This window comes from Mesorhizobium sp. M8A.F.Ca.ET.202.01.1.1, from assembly GCF_004791595.1.
In the GTDB taxonomy this organism is placed as follows: domain Bacteria; phylum Pseudomonadota; class Alphaproteobacteria; order Rhizobiales; family Rhizobiaceae; genus Mesorhizobium.
On sequence record NZ_SRUN01000002.1, the window covers coordinates 521,302 to 538,642 of the forward strand.

At 62.8% G+C, this 17,341-nt stretch carries 12 protein-coding genes; 3 read left to right on the forward strand and 9 right to left on the reverse strand.

All coding sequences use genetic code 11. The features are described from left to right. A complete protein-coding gene (locus EN845_RS07320; protein WP_245511663.1) occupies positions 1-1,245 on the forward strand; it encodes a caspase domain-containing protein in 1,245 nt (414 codons plus the stop codon). 6 nt (positions 1,246-1,251) lie between these two features. Here EN845_RS07320 and EN845_RS07325 read toward each other — a convergent pair whose 3' ends face one another. Continuing rightward, positions 1,252-1,827, reverse strand: coding sequence for a hypothetical protein (locus EN845_RS07325; RefSeq protein WP_189521918.1), 576 nt, complete (start codon positions 1,825-1,827; stop codon positions 1,252-1,254). On the opposite strand from EN845_RS07325, the gene EN845_RS35410 reads away from it, so the two are divergent. Together EN845_RS35410 and EN845_RS07330 are read left to right on the forward strand one after the other, a co-directional pair. Then, entirely contained in the window at positions 1,826-1,975 is a 150-nt protein-coding gene (locus tag EN845_RS35410; protein WP_167531251.1) for a hypothetical protein, read from the forward strand. The two genes, EN845_RS07325 and EN845_RS35410, sit on opposite strands and share 2 nt — an antisense overlap. Before the next feature lie 42 nt (positions 1,976-2,017). Further along, positions 2,018-2,563 (forward strand): OmpA family protein, encoded by a 546-nt coding sequence (locus EN845_RS07330; protein WP_135880703.1) that lies wholly within the window; start codon positions 2,018-2,020, stop codon positions 2,561-2,563. 10 nt (positions 2,564-2,573) lie between these two features. Here the strand turns inward: EN845_RS07330 and EN845_RS07335 are convergent, their stop codons facing one another. From EN845_RS07335 to tagH, 8 genes are all read right to left on the reverse strand, one after another. Then, complete coding sequence (locus tag EN845_RS07335) at positions 2,574-4,190, reverse strand: caspase family protein (RefSeq protein WP_135907087.1); 1,617 nt, start codon at positions 4,188-4,190, stop codon at positions 2,574-2,576. 186 nt (positions 4,191-4,376) lie between these two features. Next, positions 4,377-6,800 carry a M23 family metallopeptidase gene (locus tag EN845_RS07340; RefSeq protein WP_135907056.1) on the reverse strand — a complete coding sequence of 808 codons (2,424 nt, stop codon included), beginning with the start codon at positions 6,798-6,800 and terminating at the stop codon, positions 4,377-4,379. Then, positions 6,797-7,303, reverse strand: coding sequence for a DUF1036 domain-containing protein (locus EN845_RS07345; protein ID WP_245511664.1), 507 nt, complete (start codon positions 7,301-7,303; stop codon positions 6,797-6,799). Before EN845_RS07345 ends, EN845_RS07340 begins: the two co-directional genes overlap by 4 nt. 12 nt (positions 7,304-7,315) lie before the next feature. Beyond that, a complete protein-coding gene (locus EN845_RS07350) occupies positions 7,316-9,883 on the reverse strand; it encodes a serine/threonine-protein kinase (protein WP_135907057.1) in 2,568 nt (855 codons plus the stop codon). Between the two features lie 5 nt (positions 9,884-9,888). Continuing rightward, entirely contained in the window at positions 9,889-10,662 is a 774-nt protein-coding gene (locus EN845_RS07355) for a PP2C family serine/threonine-protein phosphatase (protein ID WP_135880699.1), read from the reverse strand. Positions 10,663-10,821: 159 nt separating this feature from the next. After that, on the reverse strand, positions 10,822-14,370 hold the full coding sequence (gene tssM, locus EN845_RS07360) for a type VI secretion system membrane subunit TssM (RefSeq protein ID WP_135907058.1): 3,549 nt from the start codon (positions 14,368-14,370) through the stop codon (positions 10,822-10,824). 22 nt (positions 14,371-14,392) lie between these two features. After that, positions 14,393-15,880, reverse strand: a complete 1,488-nt coding sequence (tssL, locus tag EN845_RS07365; protein WP_135907059.1) for a type VI secretion system protein TssL, long form — start codon at positions 15,878-15,880, stop codon at positions 14,393-14,395. Between the two features lie 299 nt (positions 15,881-16,179). Beyond that, the gene (tagH, locus tag EN845_RS07370; protein WP_135907060.1) at positions 16,180-17,232 is read right to left on the reverse strand and encodes a type VI secretion system-associated FHA domain protein TagH; all 1,053 of its coding nucleotides are present in this window, start codon (positions 17,230-17,232) and stop codon (positions 16,180-16,182) included. Positions 17,233-17,341 lie beyond the last annotated feature (109 nt).

Sequence of the window (17,341 nt, forward strand, 5' to 3'; positions counted from 1 at the left end):
GTGAGGTCCGGTCTGATCGCCCGTTGCGGCCGCTTCTTTCGCGCCGCCGGTCTCGTGGTACTCGCCTTGCTGTTGACTATGACGGCCGCCAGCGCCGAGCGCCGCGTCGCCCTTGTCCTCGGCAACGCCCAGTATCAGCACGCGGCACCCCTCGCCAATCCGGTGCGCGACGCCCAGGCCATGGCCGAACGCTTGAAGAAGCTCGACTTCGAGGTGGTTTCGGGCTTCGACCTGACCAAGCCGCAGACGCAGGCGACGATCGCCCAGTTCGCAAAACAGGTGCGCGGTGCCGATATCGCGCTGTTCTTCTACGCCGGCCACGGCTTGCAGGTTTCGGGCAAGAACTACCTGCTTCCGGTCGACGCCGCGCTGGAGGACGAGACTTCCCTCGACTTCGAGGCCGTGTCGTTTGATTTTGTTTTGCGCCAGATGTCACGCGAGACCAGCATCAGGCTGGTGTTCCTCGACGCTTGCCGCGACAATCCCCTCGCCGAAGTGCTGGCCAAGACTGCGGGCGTCCACGGTGCGATGAGCGGCCTGGCCGAGATCCCGATCGAGAACGGTGGCGCCGGCACGCTTGTCGCTTTCGCCGCCAGTCCCAATCAGGTCGCCTATGACGGGTCGGGCGAACATTCGCCGTTCACTGCGGCGCTGCTTCAGCACATCGGCGAAGCCAACGTCTCCATCACCGAGGCGATGAACCGGGTGACCGGTGATGTCTTCAAGGCAACCGCCGGCAAGCAGCGCCCCTGGCTCAACGTTTCGCTGACAACGGAGGTCGTCCTGCACAAGGTCGATCTCAATGCGCCATTGATCGTGGGCGAGGCGAGCACACCTCAAGCCGAAGGCGGCTCCGACGCGCGCAACACCGGCCCGGCTAGTCCGTCAGGCCCGAGCAACGACCAGCTTGCGCTCGATGTGCTGCGCCAGAAAATCCCCAAACTGGCGTCGGATGCCCCGATCCTTTTTAATCATCCGGTCGACTTCGGCGATGCGGCGATCGACGGCAAGAGCATCGCCGAACTGATCAAGGGCAAGCCCCTGTTCAGCCCGGTGGAGGGGTTGGACAAGTCGGTCTGGGAAGGCAAGCACTGCGACGGCTGCCATGAATGGAACGAGGCCCGGCTGTGCGATCAGGCGAAGAATTTCGCCGCCAATGATGTCTCTGTCTTGCGCCTGCAACATCCGCTGGGAACACGCTTCAAGGTGGCGCTGGCCAAATGGGCGCAAGGCGGCTGCAAGTAAGCGGCTCTAATAGGCATCAGCCGATTGGCGCGCCTCGATCTCCGCCATCTGGATGCCCATTTCGACAAATGCGGAAAGAACCGCAAACCGGTCCGCGAGAGCGACACGCGCCAGGCCGGCCAGAATCCCGGCATTGACGGCGTGGGCAGCAGGTAATGGCGGCAAGGCCGGTGTTGTCGTCGCGTCCATGGCCGAACCATTGTTCCGCCATCCAGCAGCCAGCGCAATCCAGCCGACTGGCGTTGTTGCTGGTGTCGTCGCGGCCGTGCGGACGGCTGCCTGATGGCGGGGATTGTCCGGTTCAGCCACCCAGTCGCGAACATGCGCAAGCAATTCCTGATCGGTTCCATCGAACAGCTCGGTCAGATGGCTCAGGCATTCATGCGCCCACCAGACCGCGGCCCGCTCGGCAAGCAGGTAGGCACAGAATGTGATCGCTTCCTCGGGAACGCGCCCGGCGAGCAGGTGGCGGCAAAACGCGATCGAGTTTTGGTCGGTTGGAAGGGTTCTCATGTCCTCGGCAATAGCCGGACAAGCCGTGAAAAGATCTCGTGCCGTCTTGAATCGGAGCCCATTGGCCATGACCGCCACGCTTTCATCGAGAAGCCTTGGTCACTCAAGCCTCAGGCGCGGCGCGGGTCAAGTCTCGACCAATGATCCGGCAACAGCCAACGGCACTATCGTGCCGCCGGCGTTTATCGACAGACAATTGCACTGGAATTTGGTATGATCGCCATCATCGAAATCGGATGCTCAGATAGGAGTAACCGTTATGCAGTGGGGCAGTTCAACTTTTGTCTTGGCGGTCGTGGTGTTTTTCTCGACCCACGCTTTCGCCGATCCTGTTCAGAAATCAGAAGACATTGTCAAGTTCTTTGCCGGCGCGGCCGATCTCGGCAAGTCGCGGGGAATTTGCGTCGGCACCGAGGAGGAGTGCAAGAGCAAGACCAAGACCAAGGCAAAAGAAGCGCCGGGAGAGAAATCGAGTCTCGATATGCTGATCAATTTCGGCCTAGATTCGGCCGCACTCGACACCACTGCGCGCTCTGAACTCGACGAGTTCGCCAAGGCGCTGAAGGACAGCCGGCTGAGCACGTTCAGCTTCGTCGTCGAAGGCTACACCGACGCCACTGGCACTGTGCATTACAATGAGGGCCTGTCGCAACGACGAGCGAAATCGGTGGCAGCCTTCCTGACGGCCAGTGGTGTCGATCCCGCCCGCATCGACGCCATCGGCATGGGCGAAAAGAATCCACGCAGCCCCAACCCGTATGATCCGGTCAACCGTCGCGTGGAAATGCGGATTAAGGCGCAGTAACGCGCGGCGGTCAGTGTTTGAGCACGCTGCCCACGGCCACACCAGCGCCGAAAATCAGTGCCCTGGCGAGAAAATTGTCCCGCGGCCGAGCAGGTTCATCCCGCCGCACCATGATCTCGCGGTCGCGCCACTTCTGAGCGACCTGCCGTTGTTTGCGGGGTCCTTGTGCCACCGGCTTCATCGCGCGGGCTTTCTGCACGACGGGCTTCCTCGGCTGTGCCGTACGGGCTTGATCGGCGTCATATCCGGCGCGCACGGCTGCCATCACGGGATCTGACTGGATCACCAGGAACGCCAGTTGCTCGCGCGTCAGATAGGTAGTTTGTGGCAGTCCGTTATCGGCTTGCCAGATGCCGATCGCCTCACGGGTCTGAGAGCCCAGGGTTCCGTCGATCAGCCCAAGCTCGTTGCCTAACGCTTCAAGCCGCAACTGCAGGTCGATGCGGCTCTGGCGGTCGAGGCCCATCGCACTTTCCGTCAACTCGGTGCCCGGCTTCTGCTTCATCTCGTCCGGAACGCTGACAGAGGTGCGCACGGCGGAGCCGGGACCGGCGTTCGCCTGGTTCGTATCGAGTGCCGCGACCTGCCGGTTTTGAGCGTTCGGGCCGTCCAATTCGTCGATGTTCAGCCGCGCTACGGTGGCGAAACGACCGTTCGGAAACTGGTCGAGATAGGCCTGGTAGAACGGACCAGAATTGTGCTTCGAGGCCTCATCCCAAAGACGTTGCTCGACTTCCCAGGAAAGAGAACCATTGGCGACAGGGGCAGGGGCGGATGTCGCGGATGCGTCGGCTACCGGATTTACGGCCGGCGGCGCCGCAGCGGCGACGGGTTTACCCAGGAAAACCTCGCGTCCCAGCGATGCGTTATGCCACGGCCGCTGGCGACCTTGCGTGGTTTCGGTCACCTCGCCGCGCACGCGCGTCAGCGCGCTCTGGATTTCGACGCCGGGCTCGGTCAGATGCCTGGCGAGCGCGGTGGAGTAAGGACTGTCGACCCCGTCGCCGTCGAAGGCGATGGCGCCCGGATCCGTTGCATAGGCAATAAGCAGGCCACCAGTATCGACGACGTCCGATCTTGCTTCGACCGGCGCCAGGCCGGTGCCCAACGAGGTGGATCGGCTTTTCGGCAGCGAGGCCGCCAGCGTCCTTGCCAGCGGATTGTCGCGGCAAGCGTCGAGGATGATGACGCCGATCGCCGGGTCGGGCGGAAGCGCGGCCATGAAGTCGTCGATCTGAATGGTGCGCGTCTTGAGATAGGCTGGCGATGTCAAATCGGCGTCGACCGGTATCAGGTAGTTCTTGCCGTCGACCTGCATGCCGTGACCGGCATAGAAAATGACCGCCAGGTCGGCGTCGTAGGCTTGCTCGGTGAACCGGCTGATGAGGCTGTGCATGCCTGCATTGTCCTGATCGACCCCTTCGATCACCTCGAAGCCGGCATCGCGCAGTGTCGATGCGATGAGGCGGGCATCGTTGGCGGGGTTGGGCAAGGTAACCGCATGGACATAGTTGGTGTTGCCGATCACCAGCGCGACGCGCTTGGCGTCAGGCACGGCTGCCTCGGCGCCGAAGGCGGCAACGAAAGCCAGGATAATCCCGCTCAGAAAGACTGTGATCGTTTTCATGGACCAGCCCTCTACCCACTGGGGGCACTGTTGATGTCTGCGGATGCCAGATTTCGTCGGCGACTGGGTCGCTTGTGCCAAAAATGGATCCTTGGACATATGTGATGCTGAGCCCAACTTTGGTTCACAGAGGCCCGAGAGATAGTGACACCAATGGCCTGAGGGGCTGATGCCGCACGGGCCGGGTCAAAGCGTATTCTGGATCGAGCTGATGAGGGCGGTGACGGCCTGCTTGTATTTTTCGAACTCCGGCGATGTCTGGCGGATCTCCGTAGTCGTCGACGGCGGGTTGGCGTCGGTGGCCACACGGCTCAGCTTCTGGCCCATCTTCCTTTCGGCCCAGTCCACCACATAGCTGGCTGTCTTGCCCGTGAGAAACGGGTTGGCCTGGATGACGGCGGACCCCAGCACGGCGCTCAATTGTGCCGAAGCTGGCGCCGACAGCACCTGATGCGCGCCTTCCATTCCCAGGAAATGACAGAGGTAGAGCCGGCCGGCCGTGATCTGGTGACCGCGCGCCCGAAGATACGCTTCGCCCTCGCGCGCCAGATTGCGAACCATCTCGCGCGAGATCGTGGCGTCGTAGCGCAGGGCGAGCAGGTCGGCGGTCGACAGCGAGCGCGCGAGGTCCGGACGGTAGGTATTCATCATCCGAATCCAGGTCTTCGTTATGAACTGGCCGGCGCCGGTCGCCGAGGAATTCGGGTTCTTGGCGCGGGCGCTGCCGCCACTCTCGACATGAACGATCCGCTCGGTCAGCGTTTCGACGGCGACATCGCCGGAATTGCCAGAATTGCCGGAATTGCCAGTCTCATAGGTGGCGACCGTGGTGGCAGTCCCTAGCGGATCGATCGCCTCGCCGTTCTGGTAGAGCTCGAAATGCAGATGCGGGCCGGTCGAGAGCCCGGTAGTGCCGATATAGCCAATGACGTCGCCGGCCTTCACCTTGGTACCGACTCCGCTCGCAATGGCGAATTTTTGCATATGCGCATAGCGCGTCTCGCGCCCGTTCGCATGCGAGATCTTCACCAGATTGCCATAGCTGCCGCCATCGCCCTGGAAGCTGATCTCGCCGTCGAAGGCCGCCATGATCGGCGTGCCGACAGGGGCTGCCCAATCCACGCCCTTGTGGATACGAACGACGCCGAGGATCGGGTGCTTGCGCGGGCCGAAGGTGGATGTCATGACCCCGTTCACCGGCGTGACCATGCCGTTGGCGACAGTTAGCGAACGCACCTCGTCATTGCCGGTGACGCAGGAGTACTGGCCGTCGCTCTGCTGGAAGACGAAACAGTCGATGGTCTTCTCACCGCCCTGGACGCCGACATAAAGCACCCGCCCGGACGTCTCATCCTTGCCACGCGGCGTCTGCGAGTAGATCAGCACTAGGCGCTGGTCCTCGCTGGTGAAGGCGTCGAGATCCTGTCCTCGCGACAGGTACATGATCGCCTCGCCGATGACGCCGGTCGGGACCTTGTTGCGCGCAGCCGTCGAATAGATCGCATCGAGCAGGCGGTATTGACGCTTGGGCCCGCCTTGGTCTGCACCGGAGTAGTTGAACAGATCCTCTTGCACCCAGGGATCGACACCCGACACGAAGGCGCCAGGGGCATTGCGCGTCAACGTGCCGACAAAGACATTCTTGGCGTAGATCGAGACCTGCATGAGCGACATCGTCGTCGTTTCGCGGTTCGGCCGGAATCCGCGCATGGCGACGACATAACCCGCTTCCAGGCCGTCCCGGTTGAAGAGCGCCTTCAAGGCTTCGCCCGCCAGCTTGGCATCGTCGGCGGAGAAATGCGCATCGAGCGCAACGCTGTCCAGGCTGCGGTCGTTGAGGATCTTCACGAAGGTGTCTTCGGTCGCCTCGAAGCGCTGGTACTCGTTGGTCGCGGTTGCGACGGTCGTATTGTTCTCGATCTGGGTCTTCTTGAAGGCGGGCAGCGCTGCCTCGCCCTGATCGATGGTCTCTCCCCAGCCGGCCTCCGCGTCGCCGGCATCCGCCTTGGGCGCCGAACCGGCCGGGGCCTCGCTCGCATCGGGTGCAGCCAGCTCATTATCCAGGTCCCCCTGCTGGTCGTTCGGTGCCACCGGCGGGGCAGGCGGAGCGGCCTGCTCGGTGGGTGCGGCGGCCGGCGATGTCGGAGCGGTCCGCCGCTGTGCCTGGAAGAAGGCGAAGTCCTCCTGCGTCGACGGGATCGTCGTCATGAACTTTTCGCTGGCACTCAGCATGACGTCGGAGAGGATCTCGATCTGCGGTGAGGCGCCGGAACTGTCGAGTTCGGACGGGCGCGCTACCGCATGGCCCTTGCTTGCCGTGTCGGCGTCGGGCGCAAGCGTGATCCACATCGGATCTCCGGCCAGTTCGATAATGGCAGGCACATAGACGGATGCATCTGCCGGCACATCGTCCGTGCCTTCGACCGCGTGCAGCTCCTCGTCTTCGTCGCCGAACGACCAATAGTCCGCTGTGAGGTAGAAACCGGTGGCGATCGATAGCAGGACAACCACGGCGAAACCGGCAATGAGCCGGCGCCAGAGCGTGCGCCTGCGCAGCGCGGCGCGCGCCAGTTTTTTCTCCCTGAAGCTGGTGTCGATACTGTGCGTCACGGATTGCTTCCGGTCAGGAAGAAGGTCCACCGCACCTGTTCAAGCGTATCGACTTCGAGAAACTGCGCTGCGATATGGCCGCGCTGCCAGCACTCGTCGATGCCGCGGATCGAAAAACGCCGCCGCTCGATGCACATCTCGGTCGACCCGGTCAGGATCGCATGGCCAAAGACATCAGTCGCGTAGATGTAGATGTAGCGGTTCGTCAGTTCCTCGCGGATGACGTTCACGCATTGATTTGCGCCGATGGTCCACCAGCCGTCAGTCTGGTCCGCATTGTCGACCTTCTGGCCGACCGCGAGATTGACGACGTCGAGTGTCTGATTGCAGACCGTGAATTCGGCCCGCGCTTCGCCGGGCGCCAGCACGGCCAGCAATGCCGCCCCTGCCATGACCGCAAGCTTCATGCGGCCCGTCAGGGCAACCAGGGCTCGAGCCGGCTCACGCTGCCCCAAGGGCAGGTCGGCGGACGAGTTGGGGAAACGCGAGCGGCAGCGTTCCATCGGGCGCCCATGCTATCCGCCGAGCCGGAAATACTTGGCAGTGGCTGAAAATTGCGATCCGTCGGTCTCGATCTCTTCGAGAATCTTGGGCAGCAGCACCGAGGCCGGCGTCGGCGTCGCGAAGGCTGCCGCCTGAATATCCTGCGGACCCGTGATCACCATTATGATCTGCGGCACGGCCTTCCCGGCGGCCTTGTCGGCGGCGCCGAGGCCAATCGGGATGCTGAAGGTGGCCTTGTCGGATTGTGCGACGATGCGGTCGTCGAGATTGAACATCATGCCCTTGTGATCGATCAGCAGGACACTGGAGATGAGCCCGCCGTGCGTCACCAGCGTGCCGCTGATCGGCGTACCATCAGGCACCGATGTCCGGTCGAGAACAAGCTGCGGCTTGTCGGCCGTGGTCTGCCCGAGAAAGCGCAGAAAGTTGGTGACTTCGCATTGGCTCGGCTCGATGAGGCGGACGCTGATGTCCGGCTCTACGTGGAATTTTGCCTGGAAATCGCCAAGCATCCGTTCGAATGGCTGGACCGCCGTGCCAAAGCCTTCGATCGCGGCGGCCTTGTCGGTCGACGACGTCATGGTGGCATAGAAACAGTCGCCGCCGCCGAAGTCGCGAACCCAGGAGACACGTTGCGCGCTATCGTCGACGACCGGGGGGATCGCCGGTTTGGGTACGTTCAACGCGACGACTGGTAGGTCCGGCTGTTTGGCCGGCGGTGGCGAGGCGTTTTGGCCCTCGGCGTTCGCGGTATCCGTCTGGCTTACGCTTGGTTTGGGTGCTGGCACGGTCACCTTGGGTGCTTCCGGCTGGCTGATCTGTGGTTCGGGCTTTGGGGTCTCCACAACCTTTGGCTTGGCCGATGGCGGCGTTGCCACCTTCTCGGCTGGCGGGGCTGGAACTGCCGGTGCGGCTGGAGCTGTCGTCTCAGGCGCTGGAACTGCCGTCTGACTGTTGCTGACCATCGTATTCTGCTGGGGTGTCGGCGATGCCTTTGCGGACGGTTGCTGCGCATCCGTTGCCAATGGCGTTGGGGGTTCCATGGCTTGCGGGAGAGCAATAGGCTTCGCCGGCTCTGCCGTCTGCACGGCCTTGGCATCTGCCTGGTTTCCAGCCGGCGGTGCGCTCGCCTCTGTTTGCGGTTGGACTGCCATTGCCGGCGGCTTCGGGGCTTTAGCCTGCGAGGGGATTTCGGCGGGCTTGGCCGGCAGCGGCTGTTGGGTTGCCACGGCATCTGGCTGTTTTTCAGTAGGCTGGACGCTGGCTCCCGGCTCCGCGGCCGGACCTGTCATTGCCGGCTCGGGGGCGCTCGCGACCTTGTCCGTCGGCGCCGGCTTCGATGGTTCGGGCGAAAGCGATGTCTTGCCGGCAGTCGGCGTCACAGGTGTCATGAAGCCGCTCAGGTAAAGGCCGGCGACCGAGACGACAGCCAGCGTCGCAAGAGCAGCGATCGCGATGGTTCGGGTCTTCGCGGGTTTCCCGGGGACATTGCTCGCGGCCGTGCGCGGCGGGCTGGCGGCCGGCGAAGGCAACGGTTTGGACAGATGCGCTGGCCGGACATGCGGAACGAAGCCCTGCTCGCCCGGGCCCGTTGCCGCCGGCACGTTGTGCCCCGCGACATTGGATGGCTGGGGCTTGGGATCAGGAGCAAGGGTTTGCTCGGCTGGTGGCAAAGCCGGCCGGTCGCGGGGTGTCCTGGATGGGGGCGGTGTTGTCGCTTCGTCTTCGCCGCGCGTCATCCTGGCGATGTCAGCCATGCTGACCGGCCGGTCTTGCGGATCCGGTTGCAGCATGGCTTCGACAATGTCACGAAAATCGTCGTCGATGTCAGAGAGATCAGGCACGGTTCGGCGCTTTTCGATGATCTCGTACTGCGATCCGCTCATGTCGATCGGCTTGCCGCGCAGGGCGGCGGCCAGCACCAGCCCAAGGCTGTAGATGTCGGACTGCTCGCTGACGTCGCCGCTGTACAGCCCGAGCTGTTCGGGTGAAACGTAGTTGTATTTTCCCGCGAACTTTCCGCCGATCAGCGTTTCCCCGCCCACCGTCGCTGATCGCGCGATGCCGAAATCGATGATCTTTGCGCGGTCGACCCGGCCCCCCGGCAGGATGATGTTGTCGGGCGACAGGTCGCGATGGATTGCTCCGGCTTGATGCACGGCGGCTAGGCCGGATGCGAGGCGATGGCAGAGCTTGCGCACCTCTTCCGTCGGCATCGGCCCCCTTCGCATTATGTCGAACAGCGACTCGCCGTCGACGAATTCCATGGCGAGGTAGGGCCGGCCGATTCCGGGATCGATGGTGAAGACGTGGTATCGCACGACCGCGTCATGCGACAAATGGTTGAGGATCGAGGCCTCCTTGCGGAACAAGGACAGGATCGTCTGGTCACGGGCAAACTCGGGCAGCACTATCTTGATCGCGACGTGGTCGCCGGTCTGGATGTTGTGGCCGCGATAGACCTCGCCCATGCCGCCAAATGCGATCCGCTCGTCAAGTTCGTAGATGCCGCTGAGCTGCGTGCCGACCGCGGTGTTGGCCACCTGCGGCGATATTCGCGTCTTGTCATCGGCGCTCATCGGCCTCAGCCCTCCGCTCTGGACAGATCAGGGTGGAGCGATTGTCCATTGCGCCCGGTTCCGATCTTCACCAGTACAATGGTCACATTGTCCGTTCCGCCCCGCGTCAGCACCGTTTGCAAGAGATTTTCGCAGGCCGCCTGAGGCGTTGCCGACACCACCGCGGCCTCGATCTCCGCATCTGTGACATGTGCCGTCAGCCCATCGGTGGCCAGCACGAAAATGTCCCCCGGCATCAGTTCGCCCTGCTGGAAATCGATGACGAAGTCGTCGCTGACGCCGACCGCATGCGTGATGACATTGCGGCGCGGCCAGGTCAGCGCCTCGGCCGCGCTGATCATGCCTCGATCCAATAGTTCCTGCACTTCGGTGTGGTCTTTCGAAATCTGCGAGATCGCGGCGTTGCGGATCAGATAGACCCGGCTGTCGCCAGCCCACAGGCAGGCAAACCGTCCGTCCATCGCCAACAGGGCGGCGACCGTGGAGCCGATGGTGATGCCGCGCGATTCCGATATGCCGCGGATCTCGGCATTGGCCCGGCTCAGTCTGTCCTCGAAGCGCGCCCGCAGGTCCGGAGCGGAGCTTGCGATGCCGATCGTGGCCAGGTGGTCGACAATGCTGGCCGAGGCGACTTCTCCGGCCTCATGCCCGCCCATTCCGTCGGCCACCACCCAAAGCCCGGTTCGTGGCTCGAGCAGGTAGTTGTCCTCATTGTGCTCGCGGACACAGCCTTTGTGGCTCACGCCGAAACTGTCAAAGGGAAGGGCGACATCGCTCACCTTGCCACCAAACGCTTCTCACGCGTCCTCTGCGGCCCAATCCCGGGCGCTCGCTCACGGCAGTCTGCCACAGGCTCGACCATTAAAGTATCGAAATTAAGGTCCGGGCGCCTGAGCCTCCCGAAGGGTGCTACCGCATTGAAAAGTTCGAAGCCCATCTCAAAACGCCTTCGGACAGCTGAATCCGGAAAGTGCCGGAAGCAGGAACGGGTTGGGGCCGGAGCCGGTCTGGATCGTATAGCTGACGTCGCGCCCGCCGATCACGAAGCGCGCTTGGACATTATTGTCGGTGCCGGTGATGGACGCCTTGTCCATGAGCCGCTTCAGCGCCCACGGCCCTTCGAACTTGATGGTGGATTCGCGGCCTGGCATCTCCGGCGTCAGCCTCAGGCTGGCGGAACCGGAAGCCGCGCCGCTGGGCCAGGTCACGATGCTCGGCGCGTTGCCCACCTGGTTGCTCTGGACGGTCTGGCCATCGACATCGAGCACCGCGGCATCAGCATCGCCATGCAGTGAGAACGGCGTGAAGGTGATGCTGATCGAGGGCGTCGAACCGCCTTGGGGAAAGAAGGCGCTGCGGATTTCGGCCGCCTGCTGGAAGATTTTCAGCGTCGGTTTCGACAGGTCGCGCCCGAAGCGCACATCCTGTTTCCAGCTCCAGTCCTGGCCACTCATGTCGATCAGCGATGCGAGATTCTGCGCGAAGAACCGGTCCAGAAGCCCGCCCGGTGCGAACAGTTTCGCGAAATCCGCCATCGCCACATCCTCGGTGCCATCGCCGGCGAAAGGATAACGGCCGTTGACAGCCGCCTCGCAAGGAGCCGTGACCGCCCGGTCGAGCAGCTGGTTCAAATTCGCCACCGAAGTCTCGGCGACGTTGCCTTCGAATTCGTCCGCCGTCGCATTGACCATTCTGGCGAGTGGCTTGGGCAGGCGCGAGGAATTGGCACGAAGGGTGGCTATCTGCAGCTGCAGATTGGCGTTGACGCGATCCGTCTGCGACGGCACGTCGGTCGCCAGTTGCAGGCTCTTGTAGATGTCGCGGAAGTTCTGGGTCAAGGCATCGATCGGTCGGCGCCCGGCAGGACCGCTCACCAAGGCCTGGAACGATTGGAACTGCGCTTCAATGTTGCCCCCGGGGCTCTGGTTTTGCGCCGCCGCAGATCCCGTGCCGGCACGGCTTTGCGATTTTCCGGTAGCTATTTGTATGCCGATCCGAGCCAGACCCCTGGCCATCGACGGGCCTTGAACCGTGCCGGCTTCAACCCCGGTGGCTGGCTCCTTGCCAGAAGCAGCGCCCCGCGTAAGGGCAGTTTCGGCGGCGATCGCTGTAAACAGCTGTTCGATCGGCGAGGTTGGCGATGCGACGGCGGAAAGCGCGATATAGTGCGGCTTGTCCTTCAGCATCGCTTTGAATTTCAACCCATCGAGAACGCTGTTCCACGCGGTTGCGAACTCCTTGCCATAGCGATCGAGGAGCTGGGGGCCGAGCTTCAGCAACTCCTGATCGATGCCGCCCTGTTCGCCGCCGCCGCCAAGCACCCACTGGTCGTCGACGAGCATCTGCGCAATGCGCGAGAGCTGTCCGAGATAAAAACGGTTGAAGCCGGCATAGGTATAGAGGCCGGGAACACGAAGGCCTGACAGGTCGCCGCCATCGACACGCTCGAATACCAGCGGCGTTTCCGGTCCGCCCTTCGCTGAAACGGAGAAATCGTCCAGCGCCGCCGCGTATACGGCAGACCTGATCAGCGCGGAGGCACGGTCGGCAAGGCTCATCCGCCCAAGCGAGCGTTGAGCCGCCTCGACGAGTGGTTGGTTGAGTTGGAAAACCGGATCATAGGCGTCGTCCAGCGCAAGCATGGCGCGCAAGTGCTTTTCAAGTTGCTCGCGTCCTGCGCGGTTGTTTTCGCCTGGATACCGGTTCTGCTCCCAATCCTGCTTCATCCAGGAGACGATCAACGCGTCGTCGACCTTCGGCGCCTTGCCGCCCAGCATCAGATAGATTTTCAACGGCTCGTAGAGCGCGGCGGGATCGGCCATCTTGGCCTGGATCGTCCGCTCCGCCTGGATCAGCAGACGCGATCGGAACATTCGTTCCAGCGCTTGCCGGTAAGCCGTCCTGGATGCCGAAAGCAGTCTTTCCCGTTGGCTGAGGCCGAACGTTTCCTCGATCGGTGTCGGCACGTCGCCGGTTTCGAACCCGGCCGGCAGATCGCGCAACTGGTCGAGTGGGCCAATGACGTTTTCGAGGTCGACATCGTTGACCTCGGTGCTCTTGAGCAGCGCGTCCGCCGTTGTGCGATACTGGCCCATGGCCTGCTTGGTGGAGGCGATCAGCGACCCGTTGGCGATGAAGCTTAGGGCCAGGATGCCGAGGGCCACCGCGGCGATCAACGCGATAGCGCCAAGCCCGGCAAATCTGGCGATCGCCGCCCGCCTTGCCGCCGATTTGTCGTACGAGACCCATCCGGATTCGGCAAAAATGACGCCTGTCAGCAGATCATGCAAAAAGAAGCTCTTGCCGCTTCCGGAAAGATGGGCGCTGGAATTGTTGCCGAAGTTGCGGCCGATCGCGCCCAGCACCTGATCGATGGGCGTTCCCTCCTGCGTGCCTGACGAAAAATAGAGTCCCCGCAGGCTGGCATTCACCTGGCTGCGGCCCGGATCGAGCAGGCCGGCGATAAAACTCGCAATTCGGCCCTTCAGCGCACCGAACTGTGCCGGAAAGCCAAAGACGGATATGCGCGCGACCGGGTCAGCCTCTTCTTGAAGTCGGTCGGGCATCTCCTCGACCAGGCGTCTCGCCAGCGCATCGAATTCGGCCGGGGCCTCCGCGGCCATGTTCTTCGTGCGATCGCTGGTCTGGAATGTCGCGCCCCAGACCTTGCGCCGGCGCGTCTCGTCGAAACCGCCGAAATAGTCCATGAACCCGACAACAAGATCGGCCTTGGTGAAAACCAGATACACCGGAAACTGGATTTTCAGCGTCTCGTGGATTTCGCGCAGACGGCTGCGTATCTCGACGACGTGAGCGTCAAGCTGCCGGTCGTCGAGGCCGATGAGATCGGCAAGGCTGATCGCCAGGATGACGCCGTTTATCGGTTGCCGTGTGCGGCATTTCTTGAGCAGCGACAGGAAGGCGAGCCAGCTCTTGCTGTCGCTCTGGGCATTGGACTCCTGCGTCGTGTAGCGTCCGGCGGTGTCGATCAGCACGGCCTGGTCGGTGAACCACCAGTCGCAGGCGCGCGTGCCGCCAACGCCGGCGACCGGCTGGGCATCACCCGAAACGGCCAGCGGGAAATTCAGGCCGGAATTGACCAATGCCGTTGTCTTGCCTGCGCCGGGCGGGCCGATGATGATGTACCAGGGGACCTCATAGAGGAAATTGCGCTTGCCGCTCGACCGTTTAAGCGCGGCGATCGCCTCGTTCATGCGCGCCTCGAGTACTTGCGAGTCGTCATCCCTGCCGTCGTTGCGGGCAACGGCGATCTCCAGCGCCTTTTGCGCCTTGCGCATCCGCCAGAAACGCAATCCATAGAAGAGCGCCACGGCCGCCACGATCACACCGATGATTGCCGCGCGCAACCAGACAGGTCCGAGGGGGCGGCTATCGGCGAAGCGGATCAAAGGTCCCGCAAACCACACCGCCGCCGCAAATCCGGCCAGCGCGATCATGCTGAATATCCACAGCAGCCAACGCTTCATCGGCGCTTCCAAACGGCCGTGCTCACAATGTTTCCTCCTTGGCGATCATCACATCGACACGGCGGTTAGCGGCGCGGCCTTCCGGCGTTGCATTGTCGGCGATCGGCTCGTCCTCGCCCTTGCCGTCGACGGTCAGTCGCGAGGGATCGCTGAACTTCGGCGCCATCATCGTTTCGACAGCCTTCGCCCGAGCCACGGAAAGGTCGAAGTTGGACTTGAACGGGCTCGATTTTCGCGGCTTCACATTGTCGGTGTGGCCGACGATCCTGATCGGTCCGCGCTCGGGTTCCAGGGCGGCAGCGATATCAGCGGCTATGGGCTGGAACTCTGGTTTCGCATCGGCCTTGCCGGACTGGAACAGCAGGAGATTGTTGATTTCCACCACGATGAAGTCGCCCTTGGTGTCCACGGTCAGCCCGCCGGCTCCGACTTCCTTGGCCAGCGCCGAGCGGATGCGATCGATCTGCGTGGTTGTGGCAGGAGGCGGGGTGACTTTCGCCGGCTCGGCTAACGGCGCCACGCTGGCCCGTTCGATGGCGATCGGCGTCGATGGGTTGAGCGCCAGCAATTCATCCGCGGCGGCGTCGCCTTCATTGGTGATGAAGACCCGCAACGCGAAGAATGCGGCAGTCAGCAGCGCTGATGCCGCTGCCGCAACGACCCAGAGCGGCAGGCGCGTCGACGACTGCGTCACCGTCGCCGACAGGCCCCGCCAATGGGGCGAGATGTCTTCGTCCGCGCGGGGCTTGAAATAGCGAAGCGTTTCGAAGACGTCGCGCCGAACACGTTCGAGGTTGGTGTCCTCGCGTGTCAGACCGCGATACTGGCCCTCAAACCCCAGCGACAGGCAGACATGCATCAGTTCGAGCAGATCGTAATGTGCCTCCGGGCTGGCTAGGACTTTGTTCAGCGCTTCGAAGAAGCCCGTGCCGTTGGGCTCGACGTGGAAGAACTGCGTCAGCATACTGTGCTGCACCCAGGCGTCTTTTCGTGGCCAAGGCAGGTTGCCGATGAGGTCGTCGGCTGTTTCGCACAGGACAAATTTCGCGATCCGCGCATCCTCTTCCGCGACCCCGGATTTCTCCATCGTTCGGTCGAACTTGTCTATCGCTTCGGCGACATGCTCCGCCAATGGCTCCGCTTGTCTCTCGACCGGGACAAGCCTGAGCTGGCCCAACAGCATCAGCAACGGTGCGGCCGCGGCAAGGATCGGGTTTGCCGCGGAATATCTGACACTTTCGGTGATATTGAGTAGGGTCTCCTGCCGCAGGGCCGGCGCCGGCGCCGCCGCAAGAGGAGTTCCCTGATACATCACGGTCCCGGATGTCCAGCCCGGCGGTGTCTGCCGGCCGACGCCGGGATCGAACACTGTCGAGTCCCTGATCTGCGAGGGTTGGCCGCCATCCGCGACAGGCTCCTGGGGGACCGGCGCCGGCTTTCGCTCGCGTCGTGGCGTGGCGCGAATGACGGTCTTGCGGGCCGGGCCGAAAGGATCGTCTTTCGAGCTCATGGCCAATCGTCCGTCCGCGCCTGACGCCCGCGCTCTTGCCGGCCAGGCGCAAAGCTTCTCGCGGTCAGGCAAAGCAAAGGCAGGCCCTGCAGGGCAGGGCTCTGTCTTAAGGAAAGTTGGCTATATTTTGCTATCCCGCCGTAAGATGACATTGTCGCAGACACCCAGGTCGACCAGCCTTACCCGTTTGGCGAATTGTCGTAAGCGATCGTAATCTCGGAAACTCTCGATTGGAACCGGATGCCACGCACCGAAGAGTTGTCTTCGTTGGCTGCAGCGCCACGGCTCCCCTGAAACGCCTATTTCTGCTTGTCGGCTTTTGCATAGGCTTCGCTGAAATAGGCCAGGAATATGTCCAGCATGCCGTTCTCGTGTGCTTCCTCCATGGTTCGCCAGGTCGTGACAAAAGCGTCCCATGCCTGGCTCTTCTTCGACGAGAACGATGTCGGCGGAAGCTTTCGTCCGATCGCTTCCGGAGACAGGTCGTCAAGCAGCCGCGACAGCGCGGCCTGCATGGCGGCATAGGTGGCGAATTCGTGGGTCTTGAGATCGCGGAATGCATCTTCGATGCTGCGCCTGGCATCGAGATAGCCGGTCCGGCGCCGTGCGAACATGATTTCGAGGATGTCGTCGGTTCCCGGAACGAACTTCAGGGGGTTGTTGTCGGCGGCACTGATCATCGTTCGCTGTGTGCTCTTGGCCAGCATCTTCGCCGCCGCGCGTGCCTTCAGCAGCAATGTCAGTTCCTCGACCACCGTTCGCAGCACCGCACCGATTTCCGCGGCAACTTCATGCGGGTCGCGCGATTGCAGCAATTCCGGCGAAATGCCGGCTCCGATGGCGATTTCCCTCAGCACTTCATCCCTGGTCGAGGGCAGGGGCGGTTGCGACGGGAACGTCGACGCCGCAACGCGCTGCCCGGACTGTTGCTCCGAGGGATCGAAAAACGGCCCATCTCCGAATTCCAGCGAGCGGCCTGCAGCGACCGGCATTTCGCGCTGCGTCGAACCGTGGCTGGGGTGACCGGTCGCAGCGCGCTCCTCATCGATCGACACAAAGACGACATAGCGGCCGATGAGCATCCGGTCGCCATTGGCCAGCCGATGCGGGCTGGTCATGCGCTGGTTTGATCCGTTGATGTAGGTTCCGTTGCGCGAGACGTCGTGCAGCCAGAACGCGCCTCCCTCGTAGCGGACCTCGCAATGCCGGCCGGAGATGAACTTGTCGGGGTCCGACAAGGTCCAGTCGCAAGCATCGCGTCCGATGTCGAAGCTGCGATCCCGCGCCGCGTAGCCGGCCGAGATGCCCGCAGGCAAGGCGTCGACATTGTTGATTTGCAGACTGATGTACATCCAGGATCGCCGCCGAACACTGACCGATACTCCACATTCTAGCAGTTTGCACATACAACAGGACAGCAGCGTTTCGAGGCGATGCATCGACAGGTTAAGGTTTTCCGCC